Annotated in this window: 12 protein-coding genes; 5 read left to right on the forward strand and 7 right to left on the reverse strand. The window is 72.6% G+C overall.

Translation table 11 applies throughout. The features are described 5' to 3' along the window. Nucleotides 1–131: 131 nt before the first annotated feature. The 4 genes from ACFYSC_RS08150 to ACFYSC_RS08165 all read left to right on the forward strand — a co-directional run bounded on the left by ACFYSC_RS08150 (nucleotide 132) and on the right by ACFYSC_RS08165 (nucleotide 3,220). Entirely contained in the window at nucleotides 132–794 is a 663-nt protein-coding gene (locus tag ACFYSC_RS08150) for a hypothetical protein (protein WP_389958341.1), read from the forward strand. Between the two features lie 153 nt (nucleotides 795–947). After that, nucleotides 948–1,301, forward strand: a complete 354-nt coding sequence (locus tag ACFYSC_RS08155) for a cupin domain-containing protein (protein WP_389958343.1) — start codon at nucleotides 948–950, stop codon at nucleotides 1,299–1,301. Between the two features lie 73 nt (nucleotides 1,302–1,374). Next, complete coding sequence (locus tag ACFYSC_RS08160; protein ID WP_362928786.1) at nucleotides 1,375–2,454, forward strand: adenosine deaminase; 1,080 nt, start codon at nucleotides 1,375–1,377, stop codon at nucleotides 2,452–2,454. Between the two features lie 28 nt (nucleotides 2,455–2,482). Beyond that, a complete protein-coding gene (locus tag ACFYSC_RS08165; RefSeq protein WP_389958347.1) occupies nucleotides 2,483–3,220 on the forward strand; it encodes a PH domain-containing protein in 738 nt (245 codons plus the stop codon). 469 nt (nucleotides 3,221–3,689) lie between these two features. On the opposite strand, the gene ACFYSC_RS08170 is transcribed toward ACFYSC_RS08165, so the two are convergent. The 3 genes from ACFYSC_RS08170 to ACFYSC_RS08180 form a co-directional block, all read right to left on the reverse strand. Continuing rightward, the gene (locus ACFYSC_RS08170; RefSeq protein ID WP_389958350.1) at nucleotides 3,690–5,156 is read right to left on the reverse strand and encodes an ATP-binding protein; all 1,467 of its coding nucleotides are present in this window, start codon (nucleotides 5,154–5,156) and stop codon (nucleotides 3,690–3,692) included. Between the two features lie 89 nt (nucleotides 5,157–5,245). Next, nucleotides 5,246–6,229, reverse strand: coding sequence for an asparaginase (locus ACFYSC_RS08175; RefSeq protein WP_389958352.1), 984 nt, complete (start codon nucleotides 6,227–6,229; stop codon nucleotides 5,246–5,248). Beyond that, nucleotides 6,229–7,671 (reverse strand): cytosine permease, encoded by a 1,443-nt coding sequence (locus tag ACFYSC_RS08180; RefSeq protein ID WP_389958354.1) that lies wholly within the window; start codon nucleotides 7,669–7,671, stop codon nucleotides 6,229–6,231. Before ACFYSC_RS08180 ends, ACFYSC_RS08175 begins: the two co-directional genes overlap by 1 nt. 104 nt (nucleotides 7,672–7,775) lie before the next feature. On the opposite strand from ACFYSC_RS08180, the gene ACFYSC_RS08185 reads away from it, so the two are divergent. Then, nucleotides 7,776–9,341: a PucR family transcriptional regulator gene (locus ACFYSC_RS08185; RefSeq protein WP_389958357.1), complete on the forward strand. Its 1,566-nt coding sequence runs from the start codon at nucleotides 7,776–7,778 to the stop codon at nucleotides 9,339–9,341. A 130-nt stretch (nucleotides 9,342–9,471) separates the two neighbouring features. Here ACFYSC_RS08185 and ACFYSC_RS08190 read toward each other — a convergent pair whose 3' ends face one another. The 4 genes from ACFYSC_RS08190 to ACFYSC_RS08205 form a co-directional block, all read right to left on the reverse strand. Then, entirely contained in the window at nucleotides 9,472–10,338 is an 867-nt protein-coding gene (locus ACFYSC_RS08190; RefSeq protein WP_389958360.1) for a polysaccharide deacetylase, read from the reverse strand. Nucleotides 10,339–10,365: 27 nt separating this feature from the next. Further along, on the reverse strand, nucleotides 10,366–11,505 hold the full coding sequence (locus tag ACFYSC_RS08195) for an alkene reductase (RefSeq protein ID WP_389958363.1): 1,140 nt from the start codon (nucleotides 11,503–11,505) through the stop codon (nucleotides 10,366–10,368). 42 nt (nucleotides 11,506–11,547) lie between these two features. Further along, entirely contained in the window at nucleotides 11,548–12,159 is a 612-nt protein-coding gene (locus ACFYSC_RS08200; protein ID WP_389958367.1) for a DUF1989 domain-containing protein, read from the reverse strand. 142 nt (nucleotides 12,160–12,301) lie between these two features. Beyond that, nucleotides 12,302–13,948 (reverse strand): phospho-sugar mutase, encoded by a 1,647-nt coding sequence (locus ACFYSC_RS08205; protein WP_389958370.1) that lies wholly within the window; start codon nucleotides 13,946–13,948, stop codon nucleotides 12,302–12,304. Nucleotides 13,949–13,981: the final 33 nt, after the last annotated feature.

A 13,981-nucleotide genomic window follows, 5' to 3' on the forward strand; every position in this document is an offset into this window, starting at 1 on the left:
CGGGCCGCACGGCCTTGATTCCGCCACCTTCCCCACCTGACCTGCGATGATCGAAGCGGTGCGGTGGCCGGTGCCGTCCACGGGGTGAACCGCCCCCGCCCCCGGGGCATCTAAGACGTAGGAGGCCCACCATGAAGCGCATCCGCGTCGCCCTCACCCTCGTCCTTCTCGGCCTGCCGGCCGCCGGCTGCGGCGCCGCCGCACGGGACGCCGGCTTCACCCCCGCCGACCCACCGGCCGCCACGGCGACCTCGGACGCCCCGGAGGATCCGGGCGCCTCCTCGGACCCCGCCGCGCCGCCGTCCTCCCCGTCCTCCTCGTCGTCCCCGTCGGCTCCGCCGGTCGCGCGGCCGGGGCAGAAGCCCCCGACGAGCACCCGGGAGGTCGAGGTCGAGCGCGACCTCGACGAGTCGCCGATCGTCACCGGCGCGCGGTTCGCCGAGCACGACGGGTTCGACCGCGTGGTGATCGACGTGAAGGGGGCACTGCCGGGCTACACCGTGCGCTGGGTGCCCAAACTGGTCCAGGAGGGGTCGGGCGACCCGATCGACGCCGTCGGCGGGGCCTACCTGGAGGTGAAGATGCGGCCGGCCGCGGCGCACGGCGACTCCGGGAAGCCCACCTGGACGGGTGGGCCGGTCTTCCAGGCCCAGCTGGGCAACGTGCAGAACGTGGTCAAGACCGGCGACTTCGAGGGCGTGGTGGGCGTCGGCATCGTCCTGGACCACCGGGCGGGGTTCCGGGTGACGGAGCAGCGGAGCCCGAACCGGCTGGTCGTCGACATCGCCCACTGACCGGCCCGCGAAGGGTTCACGATCGGTCTGCGGCCGGTTCACGATCGGTCCGCGGTGGTTCGCGGAGGACCACGGCCGGTCTGCGGAGGACCACGGCCGGTTCGAGGCCGGTTCGCGACCGGTTCGCGGCCCGCAAAGTGACAAACTGGTCGCATGGTACGCAGAATCGACAGCGCGACACGGATCCCGGTCCCCGGCGGCAAGGTGATCGAGGAGTACGTCGGCCGCGTCAACAGCGGTGACGAGGCCCTCTCGATCGCCCGCATGAAGGCCCCGGCGGGGTGGGAGGAACCGGCCCAGACCCCGGAGTTCGCCGAGTACACGCTGGTCCTCAAGGGCGTCGTCATCGTCGAGCACGCCGGTGGGACGACCGAGGTCGGCGCCGGGCAGGCGTTCGTGAGCGAGCCGGGGGAGAAGATCCGCTACAGCAGCGGCCCCGAGGGCGCCGAGTACGTCGCGGTCTGCCTGCCCGCCTTCTCGCCCGAGAGCGCCGGACGCGAGGAGTAGCCGGACGCGAGGAGCGGGCGGGGCCGCTCTGTCCGCAAGATTTCCGTTCCGACCTGCGACATAAGATGGCGAGATGAGTCAGCTACCCACCCTTGAGGAGATCCGCCGGGCTCCGAAGGTGTTGCTCCATGATCACCTCGACGGTGGTCTGCGGCCGGAGACCATCGTGGAGCTCGCCCGCGAGACGGGCTACGACCGGCTGCCCACGACCGATCCGGAGGAGCTGCGGACCTGGTTCCGCGAGGCGTCCGACTCCGGTTCGCTGGAGCGCTACCTGGAGACCTTCGACCACACGGTCGGCGTCATGCAGACGCGCGAGTCGCTGGTCCGCGTCGCCGCCGAGTGCGCGGAGGACCTGGCGGCCGACGGCGTCGTCTACGCCGAGGTGCGTTACGCCCCCGAGCAGCACACCTCGGCCGGGCTCAGCCTGGAGGAGGTCATCGAGGCCGTCCTGGAGGGCTTCCGGATCGGCTCCGAGGGCCGCGACATCCGGGTGGGCACCCTGCTCACCGCGATGCGCCACCAGGCCAGGTCCATGGAGATCGCCGAGCTCGCGGTCCGCTACCGCGACGTCGGCGTGGCGGGCTTCGACATCGCCGGGGCCGAGGCGGGTTATCCTCCGACCCGCCATCTCGACGCGTTCGAGTACCTCCAGCGGGAGAACGCCCACTTCACCATCCACGCCGGTGAGGCGTTCGGGCTGCCGTCGATCTGGCAGGCGATCCAGTGGTGCGGCGCCGACCGCCTGGGCCACGGGGTGCGCATCATCGACGACATCACGGTGACGGGTGACGGCGAGGCCAAGCTCGGACGGCTCGCCGCCTACGTCCGCGACAAGCGCATCCCGCTGGAGATGTGCCCGACCTCCAACCTGCAGACCGGCGCGGCGCCGTCCATCGCCGAGCACCCGATCGGCCTGCTGCGGAAACTGAACTTCCGGGTCACCGTCAACACCGACAACCGGCTGATGAGCGGCACCACCGTCTCGCAGGAGTTCGCCAAGCTGTCGGAGGCGTTCGGCTACGGCTGGGACGACCTGCAGTGGTTCACGATCAACGCCATGAAGTCGGCGTTCCTGCCGTTCGACGAGCGCCTCGCGCTGATCAACGGTGTCATCAAGCCCGGTCTCGCGCGGCTCAAGTGGCAGGCGTGAGCGGGGCTCCGGGAGTGGGGTCGGTGTCATGAAGCAGGTGTTCCGGTCGAGGGCCGCGTTGATCCTCGGCTGGGTCTGGACGGCGTTCGCCGCGCTCAACGCGGTGGACCTCGTCGTCCGCTACAGCGGGCCGGAGTCGATGGTCGCGGGCGCGGTGCTGGCGGTCATCACCGCGCTGGTCTACATCACCTGCCTGCGCCCCGGGGTCGTGCTGGCCGAGGACGGCGTGCTGGTGCGCAACCCGCTCAGGGACACGTTCTTCCCCTGGGCGGCCGTGGACGACGTCGCGGTCTCCCACGCGATCAAGATCACTTCTGGTGACGCGGTCGTGCGCTGCTGGACGCCGCAGACCTCCGGTCGCGAGCGGGCGTCGGCCACGCGGCGGGCACGGCCCGCCCGCACCGGCGGGCGGTTCCGCACCGAGGCGACGCCCACCAAGGGGGAGCAGGCCGCGGCCGAGCTGCTGGCGGGCAAGACCCACGCCGACTGGGTGGCCGAGCAGATCGCCGAGCGGGCCGAGTCCGCCCGGCGGGCCTCCGCCTTCACCGCCGCGCAGCCCACCGGCACGACGGGGACCCCCGACGCGAGCGGCACCTCGGGTACGGCCGGAACCCCCGGCTCCGGTACGGCCGGCACGGCCGCCGGGAGCACCGGGGACACGGGAGACGCCGCGCGGACCCCGGTCAGGTCCGTCTGGGCCCCGGCCGCCATGGTCGCCCTGCTGGGCGCGCTCGCCGTGGTGATCGCCGCCGTGGTGGTCTCCTGACGGGAGACACCGGGTCGTTCCGACCTCACGTGCTCCGGGCCCTGGACCACGGAACACGGACCCGGGGTCTGGGCCACGGGCGGGTGTGGCCGCGCGCCGTCCCCGCCCGCCGTACCCCCGTCCCGCCCGCCCGGCCACGACCCGTCACCGTAAAGACGCCTCCGCCTCCGAGGCGGCGTGGAAACCTGTCGGTTTCCCGCCCCGTCGAATGTCGGTCGGCGGTCCGTGAACTGTCGGTTCCAAGCCCCGTGAAATGTCGGTGTTGCTGCCCTGAGCTGCGGTTCCAAGCGACCGTCGAATGTCGGTCGGCACCCCGTGAACTGTCGGTTACGCAACCCGTGAAATGTCGGTGATCCTGGTCCGGGCCGGGCCGGGTGCACGGTCGGTGTATGCGGCCGGGCACGGTCTCGTCATCGGGTGGAGGGCTCGTGGTGTTCCGCCGCCACGGCGCGTACGGGACCGTTGTCGGTTACGCGCCGGCGGCCGGTTCGCCGGGTGGCTCATCCTTCGGCGGGTCGGCTTCGAGGCGCCAGGCGCCGATCAGGTCCTCCGGCGTGATCAGTCTCACCTCGCCGGTCGTGGCCCCGCTGCGGGAGACGGCGAGCAGCGGGGTGGAGGCGTCGGCGCCCGGGAGCCTGGACCGGTGGACGATCAGCTCGTTCAGGTCGTGCCGGTCGAACGGCCGGTTCTCCAGCCATTTGACGGATCCGACCACGGTGATCTTTTTGGCGATCGGTTCGCGGTCCGCTCCGACGATGTCGATCTCCGGGTCGTTGGTGCGGGTCCAGTAGCCGCCGACGGCTCCAGTCTGCTCGGGCAGTCCGTCCATGCGCCGCAGGGACTCCCGGATGACCGGTTCGACCGCGGTTCCCCGCCAGGACGTCCACGTCCGCTGGAAGTTGGCGAGGGCCAGGTCGCCCCTGTCCCTTTCGATCTCCGGGAGCCAAGGGCCGACGAAGGCCAGCCAGAACCGCAGGTGCGTGTCCGCGATGTGGTATCGGGTCTCGCGTGATGGCCGGGTGGAGAGTGGAAGCTCGGCGGTGACCAGCCGTTTCTCCAACAGGAGCTGCAAGGCCCGGTTGAGCGAGGCCCTCGGGACGCCGGGGACCGCCCGCTCTATCGAGGAGCGGGTGCGCTGGCCCGAGCCGATCGCGCCGAGCACGATCCGTGCCTGGGCGTCGGGCGGCAGCTCGGCGGAGAGGGCGCGTTCGCCGCTCACGATCAGGGACGACGTGGAGTCCGTCAGGGCTTCCCGGAGGTACTCCTGGACGGAGAGCCCCGGCTCCCACTCCTCGCAGAGCATCGGCAGGCCGCCGGTCACCAGATGGGCGTCCACGGCGGTGGCCGCGGGCAGCTCCAGCTTGTCGGCCACGTCCGCCGGGGTGAGCGGGCTGACCACCATCTCGGTGGCCCGCATGTAGAAGGGCCGGTCGTACTGGTTGATCGCCTCCATCATCGACAGATCGGAGCCGATCAGGATGAGCAGCACGGGCAGGCGAGAGAACTCCCGGTCGAACAGCACCTGGAGGACGCTTTCGAGGTCGGGGCTGCTCGCGATCAGATAAGGCAGCTCGTCGATGACCACGACACTCGGGGCGTCCGGAGGGAGTGAGGCGGCCAGGAGACGCAGGGCGGAGTCCCAGGAGTCCGGTGACTGCCCGGTCAGCAGGTGGGCGGAGGGGAGGTCGGATGTGGAGGCGGCCTCGACGAACCTCCGGATCTGCTGCATCTCGGAGCCGCGGGTGGCCGAGTAGAAGAGATGGGGGACTCCGGCGCGCCGGATGAACTCCTCGGCCAGGCGTGACTTGCCGACCCGGCGTCGGCCGCGCATGAGGATGGCCCGGCCCGGCCGGCCGACGCGGTCCCCCGCCTCGACCTTGGACAGCAGCCTGCGCAGCTTGCCGAGCTCCCGTGACCTTCCGATGAACCCGTCCACGGCTCGATGGTCTCATTTCTGGGACACTCATTTCCGAGTGTCCCAGAAATGAGACTCTCAGCTTTGAGACTCTTAGCTTTGAGACCGTCTTACAGACCGAGGTGCGGGACCAGGCGGGCCAGTGCCCTGTCCGGGCGTGGTTCGGCGGCGAGGGCGGTCGCGAGCAGGACCCGTGCCTTGGGTGCGCGCAGCGACCCGGCGAACACCGCTCCCGCCTCGGCCAGGTCGACGCCGCCGCCCGCGCCGTACACCGGGGTCACCGGCCCCCGGGCGCAGCGGGAGGTGACGAGCACGGTGACGCCGTCGGCGACGCACGAGCGGATCTCGCGGAGCACCCCGGGCGTGGGGTTCCCCGCGCCCAGAGCCTCGACCACCAGCCCGCGGGCGCCGGCGGCCGCGCACGCCGCCACCTGGACGCCGTCGGCGTCCGGATGGACGGGCACGATGTCCACCCGGGGCTGCGGGCCCGCCATCTCCGCCAGGTCGAATCCGGCGGGACGCACGGGATGGAAGGCGATCCGGACCCGGTCGCCGGAGACCCGGCCGACGGGACCGTGGCCGGGGGAGGCGAACGCCTCGGGGGCGAGGGTGTCGGCCTTGGTCGCGTGCCGGGCGGCGTGGACGAGCCCGGCCATGGCGACGAGCGCGCCGAGTCCGCGTGCCGCGGGGTCGGCGGCCACCCGTACGGCGTCGCGGATGTTGCGCGGCCCGTCCCCGTCGGGTTCGGCCGCGTGCCGCTGGGCTCCGGTGAAGACCACGGTGCTCCCCGGGGGGAGGAGCAGGTCGAGCAGGTAGGCGCTCTCCTCCATGGTGTCGGTGCCGTGCGTGACGACGACGCCGTCCACCTCGGGGTCGCGGACCTCGGCCACGATCCGCCCGGCGAGTTCGAGCATCCGGGCCCGGGTGAGGTTGAAGCTGTGTTCGAGCATCACCTCGCGGACCTCGGTCGTCACGGCCGTCTCCGCGGCGGTGACCAGCCGGTGGCCGGGAACCGCCACGCTGACCCCGCCCTCCGGAGCCGGGCGTGAGGCGATCGTGCCGCCGGTCGTCAGGATGCGGATCCTCGGTCCCATCAGGACAGCGCCCCCTCGCGTGCCACGCCCAGACCGGCGTGGGCCCTGCGTGCCCGGACGGAGAGCAGGCAGTACAGGCCGCCGGCCACCAGCCCTCCCGACAACCAGGAGAAGTCGGTGCCGCCCAGCGCGCGGGCGATCGGTCCCTGCGTCGCCGGGACGAGCCCGAACTGCCAGCTCCACGCCGCGACCAGCCCGAGGCCGAGGCTGACCAGGGCTCTGCGGTTCACCGTGCCGTACGGCGAGGCGTCGTCCCGGTACAGCGAGGCCACGTCCATCCGTCCCCCGCGGAGCACGAAGAAGTCCACCAGCACGATGCTCGCCCACGGGCTGATCCACACCAGGATCGAGACCATCCAGTTGTCGAAGGCGTGGGCGAAGCTGTCGGCCTGGACGAACACCACCAGGACGGCCGACGCCGCCGCGCCGGCGACGAGGGTGAGCTTCCACCGGGCGACGCGCACGCCGATCGACAGCGCGGCGAGCGAGCAGGAGTATAGGTTCAGGATGTTGGTGGCGACCGGCCCGTGCATGATCAGGAGCAGGACGGGCAGCGCCATCACGCCGAACACCTCGGTCACCAGCGTGGACGGATCGGCGCCGGCGCCCGCACTGGCCAGGCACGCGCCGAGGGCGGCCAGCCAGACGGTCGGCACGTACGTGCCGAGCGCGGTCGACCAGAACACCGACCGGTCGGAGGACCGGACCCGGACGAAACGACTGTAGTCCGCCGAGTAGGGAAGCCAGCTGATCCCCCAGCCGATGCCGATGGCGGTGAGCAGCTGGGTGACGGCGGTGACCTTGGACACCGGGGTCACGGCGGTGGTGGCCGTCCAGTCGAGGGTGGTCCTGGAGAGCGCGATCACCGTCATGATCACCATGATCAGCACGGTGATCGGCACCGTGTACTTCTCGAAGGTGCGGATGGCGTAGAAGCCGTACAGCGCGAGGCCGAGCTGGACCGCCATGATGATCGCGGCGACCCCGTACTTCAGGCCGGCACCGCCTTCGACGCCGAACCGCTGGAGGATCGCCATCACCAGGTCGAGCACGACCCAGGTGTTGACGCCGACCCAGCCCATGGTCAGCAGGCCCTGCACCAGGCCGGGGACGACGGCGCCCCTGCGGCCGAACGACGCGCGGCCGAGGACCATCTGGTTCACCCCGGTACGGTGCCCCATGACGTTGAACAGTCCGAAGACGGCGCATCCGACGAGGTTGCCGACGGCGATCACGGCCAGGGTCTCCAGCAGACTCAGCCCGAGGGTGATGCCCAGGGCTCCGAGCACCCAGTTGATCGGTGCGATGTTGGCTCCCGACCAGATCCAGAACTGCTGCCACGGCGTGGAGTCACGAGCCGCCGGGGGGATGGGTTCGATGCCGTGTTCGTCGAAGCGGGTGGTCCCTGACACGTCCGCTCGGGCGGGGTCGCTGGTCGACATGGCTGCCTCCTTGGTGATGCGCACCACATAAGCACCCGGGTCACCGCCGTTCACAGTGGAGAAATATCTCCATATATCGCGATGGACATGGATATATTCACAGGGTGTTCACCCTGTCCTCCCTCACGCGGAACGCCTCGCTGAAGCTGCGCGTGCTCGTCCCCGGCCCGGCCGGGGCGATGGAGTCCCCGGTCGCCTGGATCCACAACACCGAGTTGCCGGACCCTTCCCGTTACGTGCGGGAACGCGAGCTCGTGCTGACCAACGGCCTGTGGCTCGACCGGGTGACCCCGGCGGAGTTCGTGGCCGGGCTGACGCGGGCGGGGGCGGCGGGGATCGTCTTCGGACTGCGTGAGGAGACCCCCGCGACGCCCCGGGAGCTGGTCCACGCCTGCCGGGAGGCCGGCCTGCCGCTGCTGGAGATCTCCCCCGCGGTCCCCTTCACCGCGGTCTCCGAGGCGGTCGCCGCCGTCTACGCCGAGGAACGCCAGGGCGAGCTGGTCGGCATGATCCGCAGGGGCGACGCGCTGGCCGGCGCGATCTCACACGGCGCCGGAGCCTCCGGCGTGCTCCAGGTGCTCCGGCGCGACCACGATCTGCCGCTCGCGGTGGTCGACTGGATGGGCCGGCTGATCGCGGCGGAGGGGGCCGGACTCGACGCCGGAGAGCTCCGGGAGGTGGCCGACGGACTCGCCCGCCGGCCGCCCGCGCTGGAGGTGTCCGTGGGACCGGCCGGACGCGCGACCCTGTTCCTGGTGGGCGCCGTCGGCGACGTCGACGCGGCCCTGGTCTGCCTCCGCCCGATGACGACCCTCGACCGGGCGGAGCGGGACGCGCTGGAGCAGGCGGCGCGCTTCCTCAGCCTGGAGGTGGCCAAGCGGCAGGCCGTACAGGCGATCGAGATGCGCTTCGCCGGTGAGCTGCGGGAGATGGTGCTCTCCGGCGGGCACCGGTCGGCCGAGGTGCCCGACAGGCTGCGGGCCTTCGGGGTGGACCCCGACGGCCCGCTGGCGGTGTGCGCCGTCGCCTTCGCCGAGGGCGAGGCCGCGACGCTGCCCGGTCTGGCCGAGGTCGTGGGAGGTTTCTTCGTGGCCGAGGGCGTACCGGTCGTGGTGGCGGGCGGCACCCAGGACGTCGTGGCGGTGCTGCCCTGGCGTTACTCCGGGCAGCGGCTGACGTCCATGGCGGAGCGGCTGGTCGAGGCGGTGGGACAGCGGTTCCCCGGGCGGCGTCCGGTGGCGGGTCTCGGTGACGTCGTCACCGGGTCGGCGGGGTTGCTGGAACCCCTGGTGCGGGCGCAGGACGCCTGCCGGGTCCTGCGCCGCAGCCGCAGCGGCCCCGCCGTGCGGTCCTTCGCCGAGCTGGGCGCGCACCGGCTGCTCCTGGGGCTGCAGGAATCCGGGACGCTGCGCGGTTTCGCCGACGAGGTGCTCGCGCCGATGCGGAGGTACGACGCCAGGCGGGGTGGGGAGCTGGAGCCGACGCTGCGTGCCTTCCTCGACCATGACGGGCACTGGGCGCTGACCGCCGCCGCGCTGCACGTCCACGTCAACACGCTGCGCAACCGGCTCTCCAGGATCGTGGAGCTGACCGGCCGGGACATCAACCGCACCGAGGGCCGGGTGGATCTGTTCCTGGCCCTGCGCGCCGACGACATGGCCCCGCGGTGAGAGCACGCGGGCCGGCGCGTCCGCACCGCGCGGCGGACCGGATCCCGGGCCCGCTCCGGACGGCGTCGTCCGGACGGGCCCGGGATCCGGGGACGGGCCGCCCGAGCCGCCCGGCGGGGACGGACGTCGCTCAGCGGGGATAGACCTCCGGGTCCGCCTCGGGCGCCCGGTGCGGGCGCCTGGCGAGCCCGGGATCGGCCGCCGCCGCCCTCGCCACGTCGCGGCAGCGGGCGAACCGCACGTCCCCGCACGCGAGCGCGTACTCGACGAACCGGCGCAGGGCCAGGGCCCTTCCCGGGCGGCCCGACAGGAAGGGGTGCGCGCACAGGTTGAACAGGGAGCGGTAGTGCCGCATGCCGTCCAGCTCCGCGCACCACATCTCCAGCACCTTCGCCGGTGACTCGATGACCGATCCGACGTGCGGCTCGGGAAGGTAGGCGTACTGCTCCCAGTCGTCCAGCGACCAGTGCACCGGCAACTCGACGATCTCCCCGTGCTCCGTGGGGAGCCGGTAGGGGCGGTCGTCGCCCATCAGCGACGAGTCGTAGAGCAGGCCGTACTCGGCGACGAGCCCGGCGGTGCGCCAGGTGGCCTCCCACAGCGCCGCCCGGTATCCGGTGATCTCGATGCCCTGGCCGGAGAACACCTCCAGCGCCCGGGCGAAGTCGTCCCGCTCCTCCTGGAAGGTCATCGACGTGGGCGGGCGGTGACTGTAGGAGTGGTGGGCCACCTCGTGCCCCCGCTCCACGATCGACCCGGCCAGACCCGGGCGGTGCTCGGCCACCCAGCCCGGCACGAAGAACGTCGCGGGCACGTCGAGGTCGTCGAGCAGGTCCAGGATGCGGGGCAACCCGACATCCGGCCCGTACGCCTGGTGCGACATCGTGCTCGCGTGCCCGGCGTAGCGGCGTCCCCGCGCGAGGATCGGCGTCTCGGCGTCGACGTCGAAGGTCAGCGTCACGACGGCGGCGGCCTCGCCGCACCAGTCCGTACTCATGTCGGCCACCATCCTCCTCGGAAGAGGTCACGCCCCGGTCAGGGCGGAGCGCCGCCACCGGCGCGCGTTGTCCAGGGTCGCCATGGGTTGCAGCATCATGTGGTCGAAGTCTTCCAGCGGCGTCCCGTCCGCCAGGCGGCGGGGCAGGTCGGGGGAGGCCAGAGCCGCCCGGCCGATGGACAGGAAGTCCGCGTGCCCGTCCGCCAGGACCTTCGCGGCCTGGCCGAAGTCGTGCATGCCGCCGTTGGCGATCACCGGCAGACCGCTCACCCTGCGGGCCAGACCGGTGATCGTGACGCCGTTCTCCATCCGCGCGGTCTCGATCCAGTCCCGGCCCTCGCTGGCGATGTGCAGATACGTCGCGTTCGCGTCGGCCAGCGCCCCGAAGACGGTCTCGGCGTCGTGGACGCCTCCGGGCCACCGGTGGGTGAAGTCGTTGACCTTCGTCTGGGACAGGCGGACGCCGACGCAGAAGTCCGGTCCCACTTCCGCGCGGATGGCCGCCACGACCTCCGCGGCCAGACGGATCCGGTTGGTGACGGGGCCGCCGTAACGGTCCTCGCGCCGGTTGGTGTAGTCCGTGAGGAACTGGTCCAGCAGGTAGCCGTTGGCGCCGTGCACCTCGACCCCGTCGAAGCCCGCCTCACGCGCGCGCACCGCCGACTCGGCGAAGCCGCGCACCGCGGCCTCGATGTCGGCCTCGTCCATCGCCCTCGGCGTCGGCCACGGCCCGTGACCGCCGTACTCGGGCATCTTCTCCCCCAGAGGCGGCACGGCGGACGGGCCGGCGGTGTCGTCACGGTAGCGGTTGCCCTGCGACAACGCCCCGGCGTGCATGAGCTGCAGCACGACGGCCGCCCCCGCCTCGTGCACGCGTCCGGTGACCTCCCGCCAGGCCGCCGCATGCTCCGGGGACACGATCCCCGGCTGGTTGAGGTATCCCTGGCTGTGGACGGTGTCGGTGTAGGTGCCCTCGGTGATCACCAGCCCGAACCCGCCGCGGGCGAACTCGGCGTAGTACTCGGCCATCTCGTCCGTCGGCGTGCCGTCCGGGGCCGCCGAGACCCTGGTCATCGGCGAGACCACCAGCCTGTTGGCCGGCGTGAGCTCCCCGATCCGTCCCGCTTCCAGCGCCGGGTGCCCGGTGCCGGAGGTGAAAACGCTCATGTCTGGACTTCCTTCTCGTAGGTATGTGGGAAGAACGGCCGGTCACCCGGACAGCACGTCGATCGCCAGCGGAGACGGGCCGTTCCCGTTGATCCCGACCAGGTCCTGGGGGCACGCGGACAGCACCACGACGCAGTCCATGACCGCCTCGAAGGTGATCGCGTCGCCCGCGCGGCTGACCGCGGGCAGCCAGCGGAGCTCTCCGGACTCCTGGACGGGGATGCGCATGAACACGTTGACCGGCTGGGGCGTGACGCCGCTGGTCAGCCCCAGCCCGGTGAGGGAACGGTGCAGGTTCTCCGCGCAGGAGGCGTGGGTCCCGCGCACGCCGAGCGCGGCGTAACGTGCCGGATCGCACGCGGCGATCAGCATGTCGTGCCAGCCGGGGGAGGTGTCGGAGACCAGCGTCAGGATCGGCCTGCGCCGGTCGGTGAGGAACGGCTCCCCGACCGCGGGGAACAACCGGCTCGTACGGCTGCGCGTGTGCGAGGCGCTGAGGTGCTCGGCCGGGTCGTCGGCGGCGAAGGCGAACAGGTCGCCCACCTGGCCGCCCTCCAGGTCCACGACGCGCACCCGCTGCCCGGCGGTCACCGTGACCGCGCGTCCCTCGCGAGCGGGCACGACGACCCGTTCCTCGACCGTTGTCGGTTTCATGCCCGGTAGCAAACCACCCGGCGGACCGGTCACGCCATGGAGGTTCCTCCGGCATCCGGCCCCCGGAATGGACGTATCTCCATCTCGGGGGCCGGGCGGGCTCAGAAGGCCGGGCGGGCTCAGCTCAGAGGGCCGGGCGGGCTCAGAGGCCCAGGGCGGACGACAGGTCGGCGCGGAGGGCGTCCAGGTCGGCGGCGGCCCGAGCCCGCGCCTCGGAGACCTCCCCGGCGACCGGGACGACGACCTCCAGGTAGCACTTGAGCTTGGGCTCGGTGCCCGACGGGCGGACGACGACGCGGGCGCCGCCGGACAGCCGGTAGCGCAGGCCGTCGGTGGGCGGCAGGCCGCCCGCGCCCTCGCGCAGGTCGTCGGCGGACTCGACCTTCCGGCCGCCCAGCTCCACCGGCGGCGTGGCGCGCAGCCGGGCCATCGCGCCGGCGATCAGGGACAGGTCGTCCACCCGCACCGAGAGCTGGGAGGTGGCGTGCAGGCCGTACCGGCGGGCCTGGTCGTCGAGCAGGTCGAGCAGGGTGCGGCCGTCGCGTTTGGCGGCGGCGGCCAGGCCGGCGACGGTCAGCGCCGCCCCGATGCCGTCCTTGTCGCGGACCGGCAGGCCGGCGCCGGTGCCGACGCTGTAGCCCAGCGCCTCCTCGTAGCCGAAGACGAGGTCGCCGCCCTCGGCCCGCATGATCCACTTGAAGCCGGTGAGGGTCTCGGCGTGGCGCACGCCGTACCCGGCGGCGATCCTGCCGAGCAGGGAGGACGAGACGATGGTGGTGGCGACCAGGCGCCCGCCGCCGGAGGTGTTCCGGATCACGTGCTCGCCCAGCAGGGCTCCGAGCTCGTCGCCGGTGAGCATCCGGTGGCCGCCGTCCGGCAGGGGCACGCCCACCGCGCAGCGGTCGGCGTCGGGATCGTTGGCCAGCACGATGTCCGCGCCGATCCGCCCGGCGAGCTCCAGCGCGAGGTCCATCGCGCCCGGCTCCTCCGGGTTGGGGAAGGCGACGGTGGGGAAGCCGGGGTCCGGGGCGGCCTGCGCCTCCACGATGGCCGGGGCCTCGAACCCGGCGGCCAGGAAGGCGCCGGTCAGCGTCACCGCCCCCACGCCGTGCAGCGGCGTGTAGGCCACCTTCAGGTCGCGGGCGTCGCCGATCGGCAGCGCGGTGACCGCGTCCACGTAGGAGGCCACGATCTCCTCGCCCAGCGTGGTCCAGGCGTCGTCGCCGGGGGAGCCGAGCGGCAGACCGGAAACGTCCCCGACGGCGTCGATCGCGTCGGAGATCTCCCGGTCCACCGGCGGCACGATCTGCGAGCCGTCGCCCCAGTAGACCTTGTAGCCGTTGTCCCGGGGCGGGTTGTGGCTGGCGGTGACCATCACGCCGGCGTCGGCGACGAGGTGCCGTACGGCGAAGGCCAGCACCGGGGTGGGCAGCGGGCCGGGCAGCACCGAGGCGCGCAGCCCGGCGCCGGTGAGCACGGCGGCGGTGTCGCGGGCGAAGACGTCGGAGTTGTGCCGGGCGTCGTAGCCGATCACGACGTGCCCGCCCGGTCCGAGCACCCGGGCCAGGCCCGCGGCGGCGCGCATGACGGTGACCCGGTTCATCCGGTTGGGGCCGGCGCCCAGCTCGCCGCGGAGCCCCGCGGTGCCGAACTCCAGCTTGGCCCCGAACCGCTCGCGCAGCGCCGCCTCGTCGCCGCCCTCCAGCAGCGCGCCGAGTTCGGCGCGGGTCTCCGGGTCGGGGTCCTGGGCCCGCCAGTCCCGTGCGAGCCGTACGAGATCGCTGTTCAACGTCGCCTCCTGCCGGCGGCGGCCCGCCGCCTC

The sequence above is a fragment of the Streptosporangium sp. NPDC004379 genome, from assembly GCF_042873875.1.
Lineage (GTDB): Bacteria > Actinomycetota > Actinomycetes > Streptosporangiales > Streptosporangiaceae > Streptosporangium.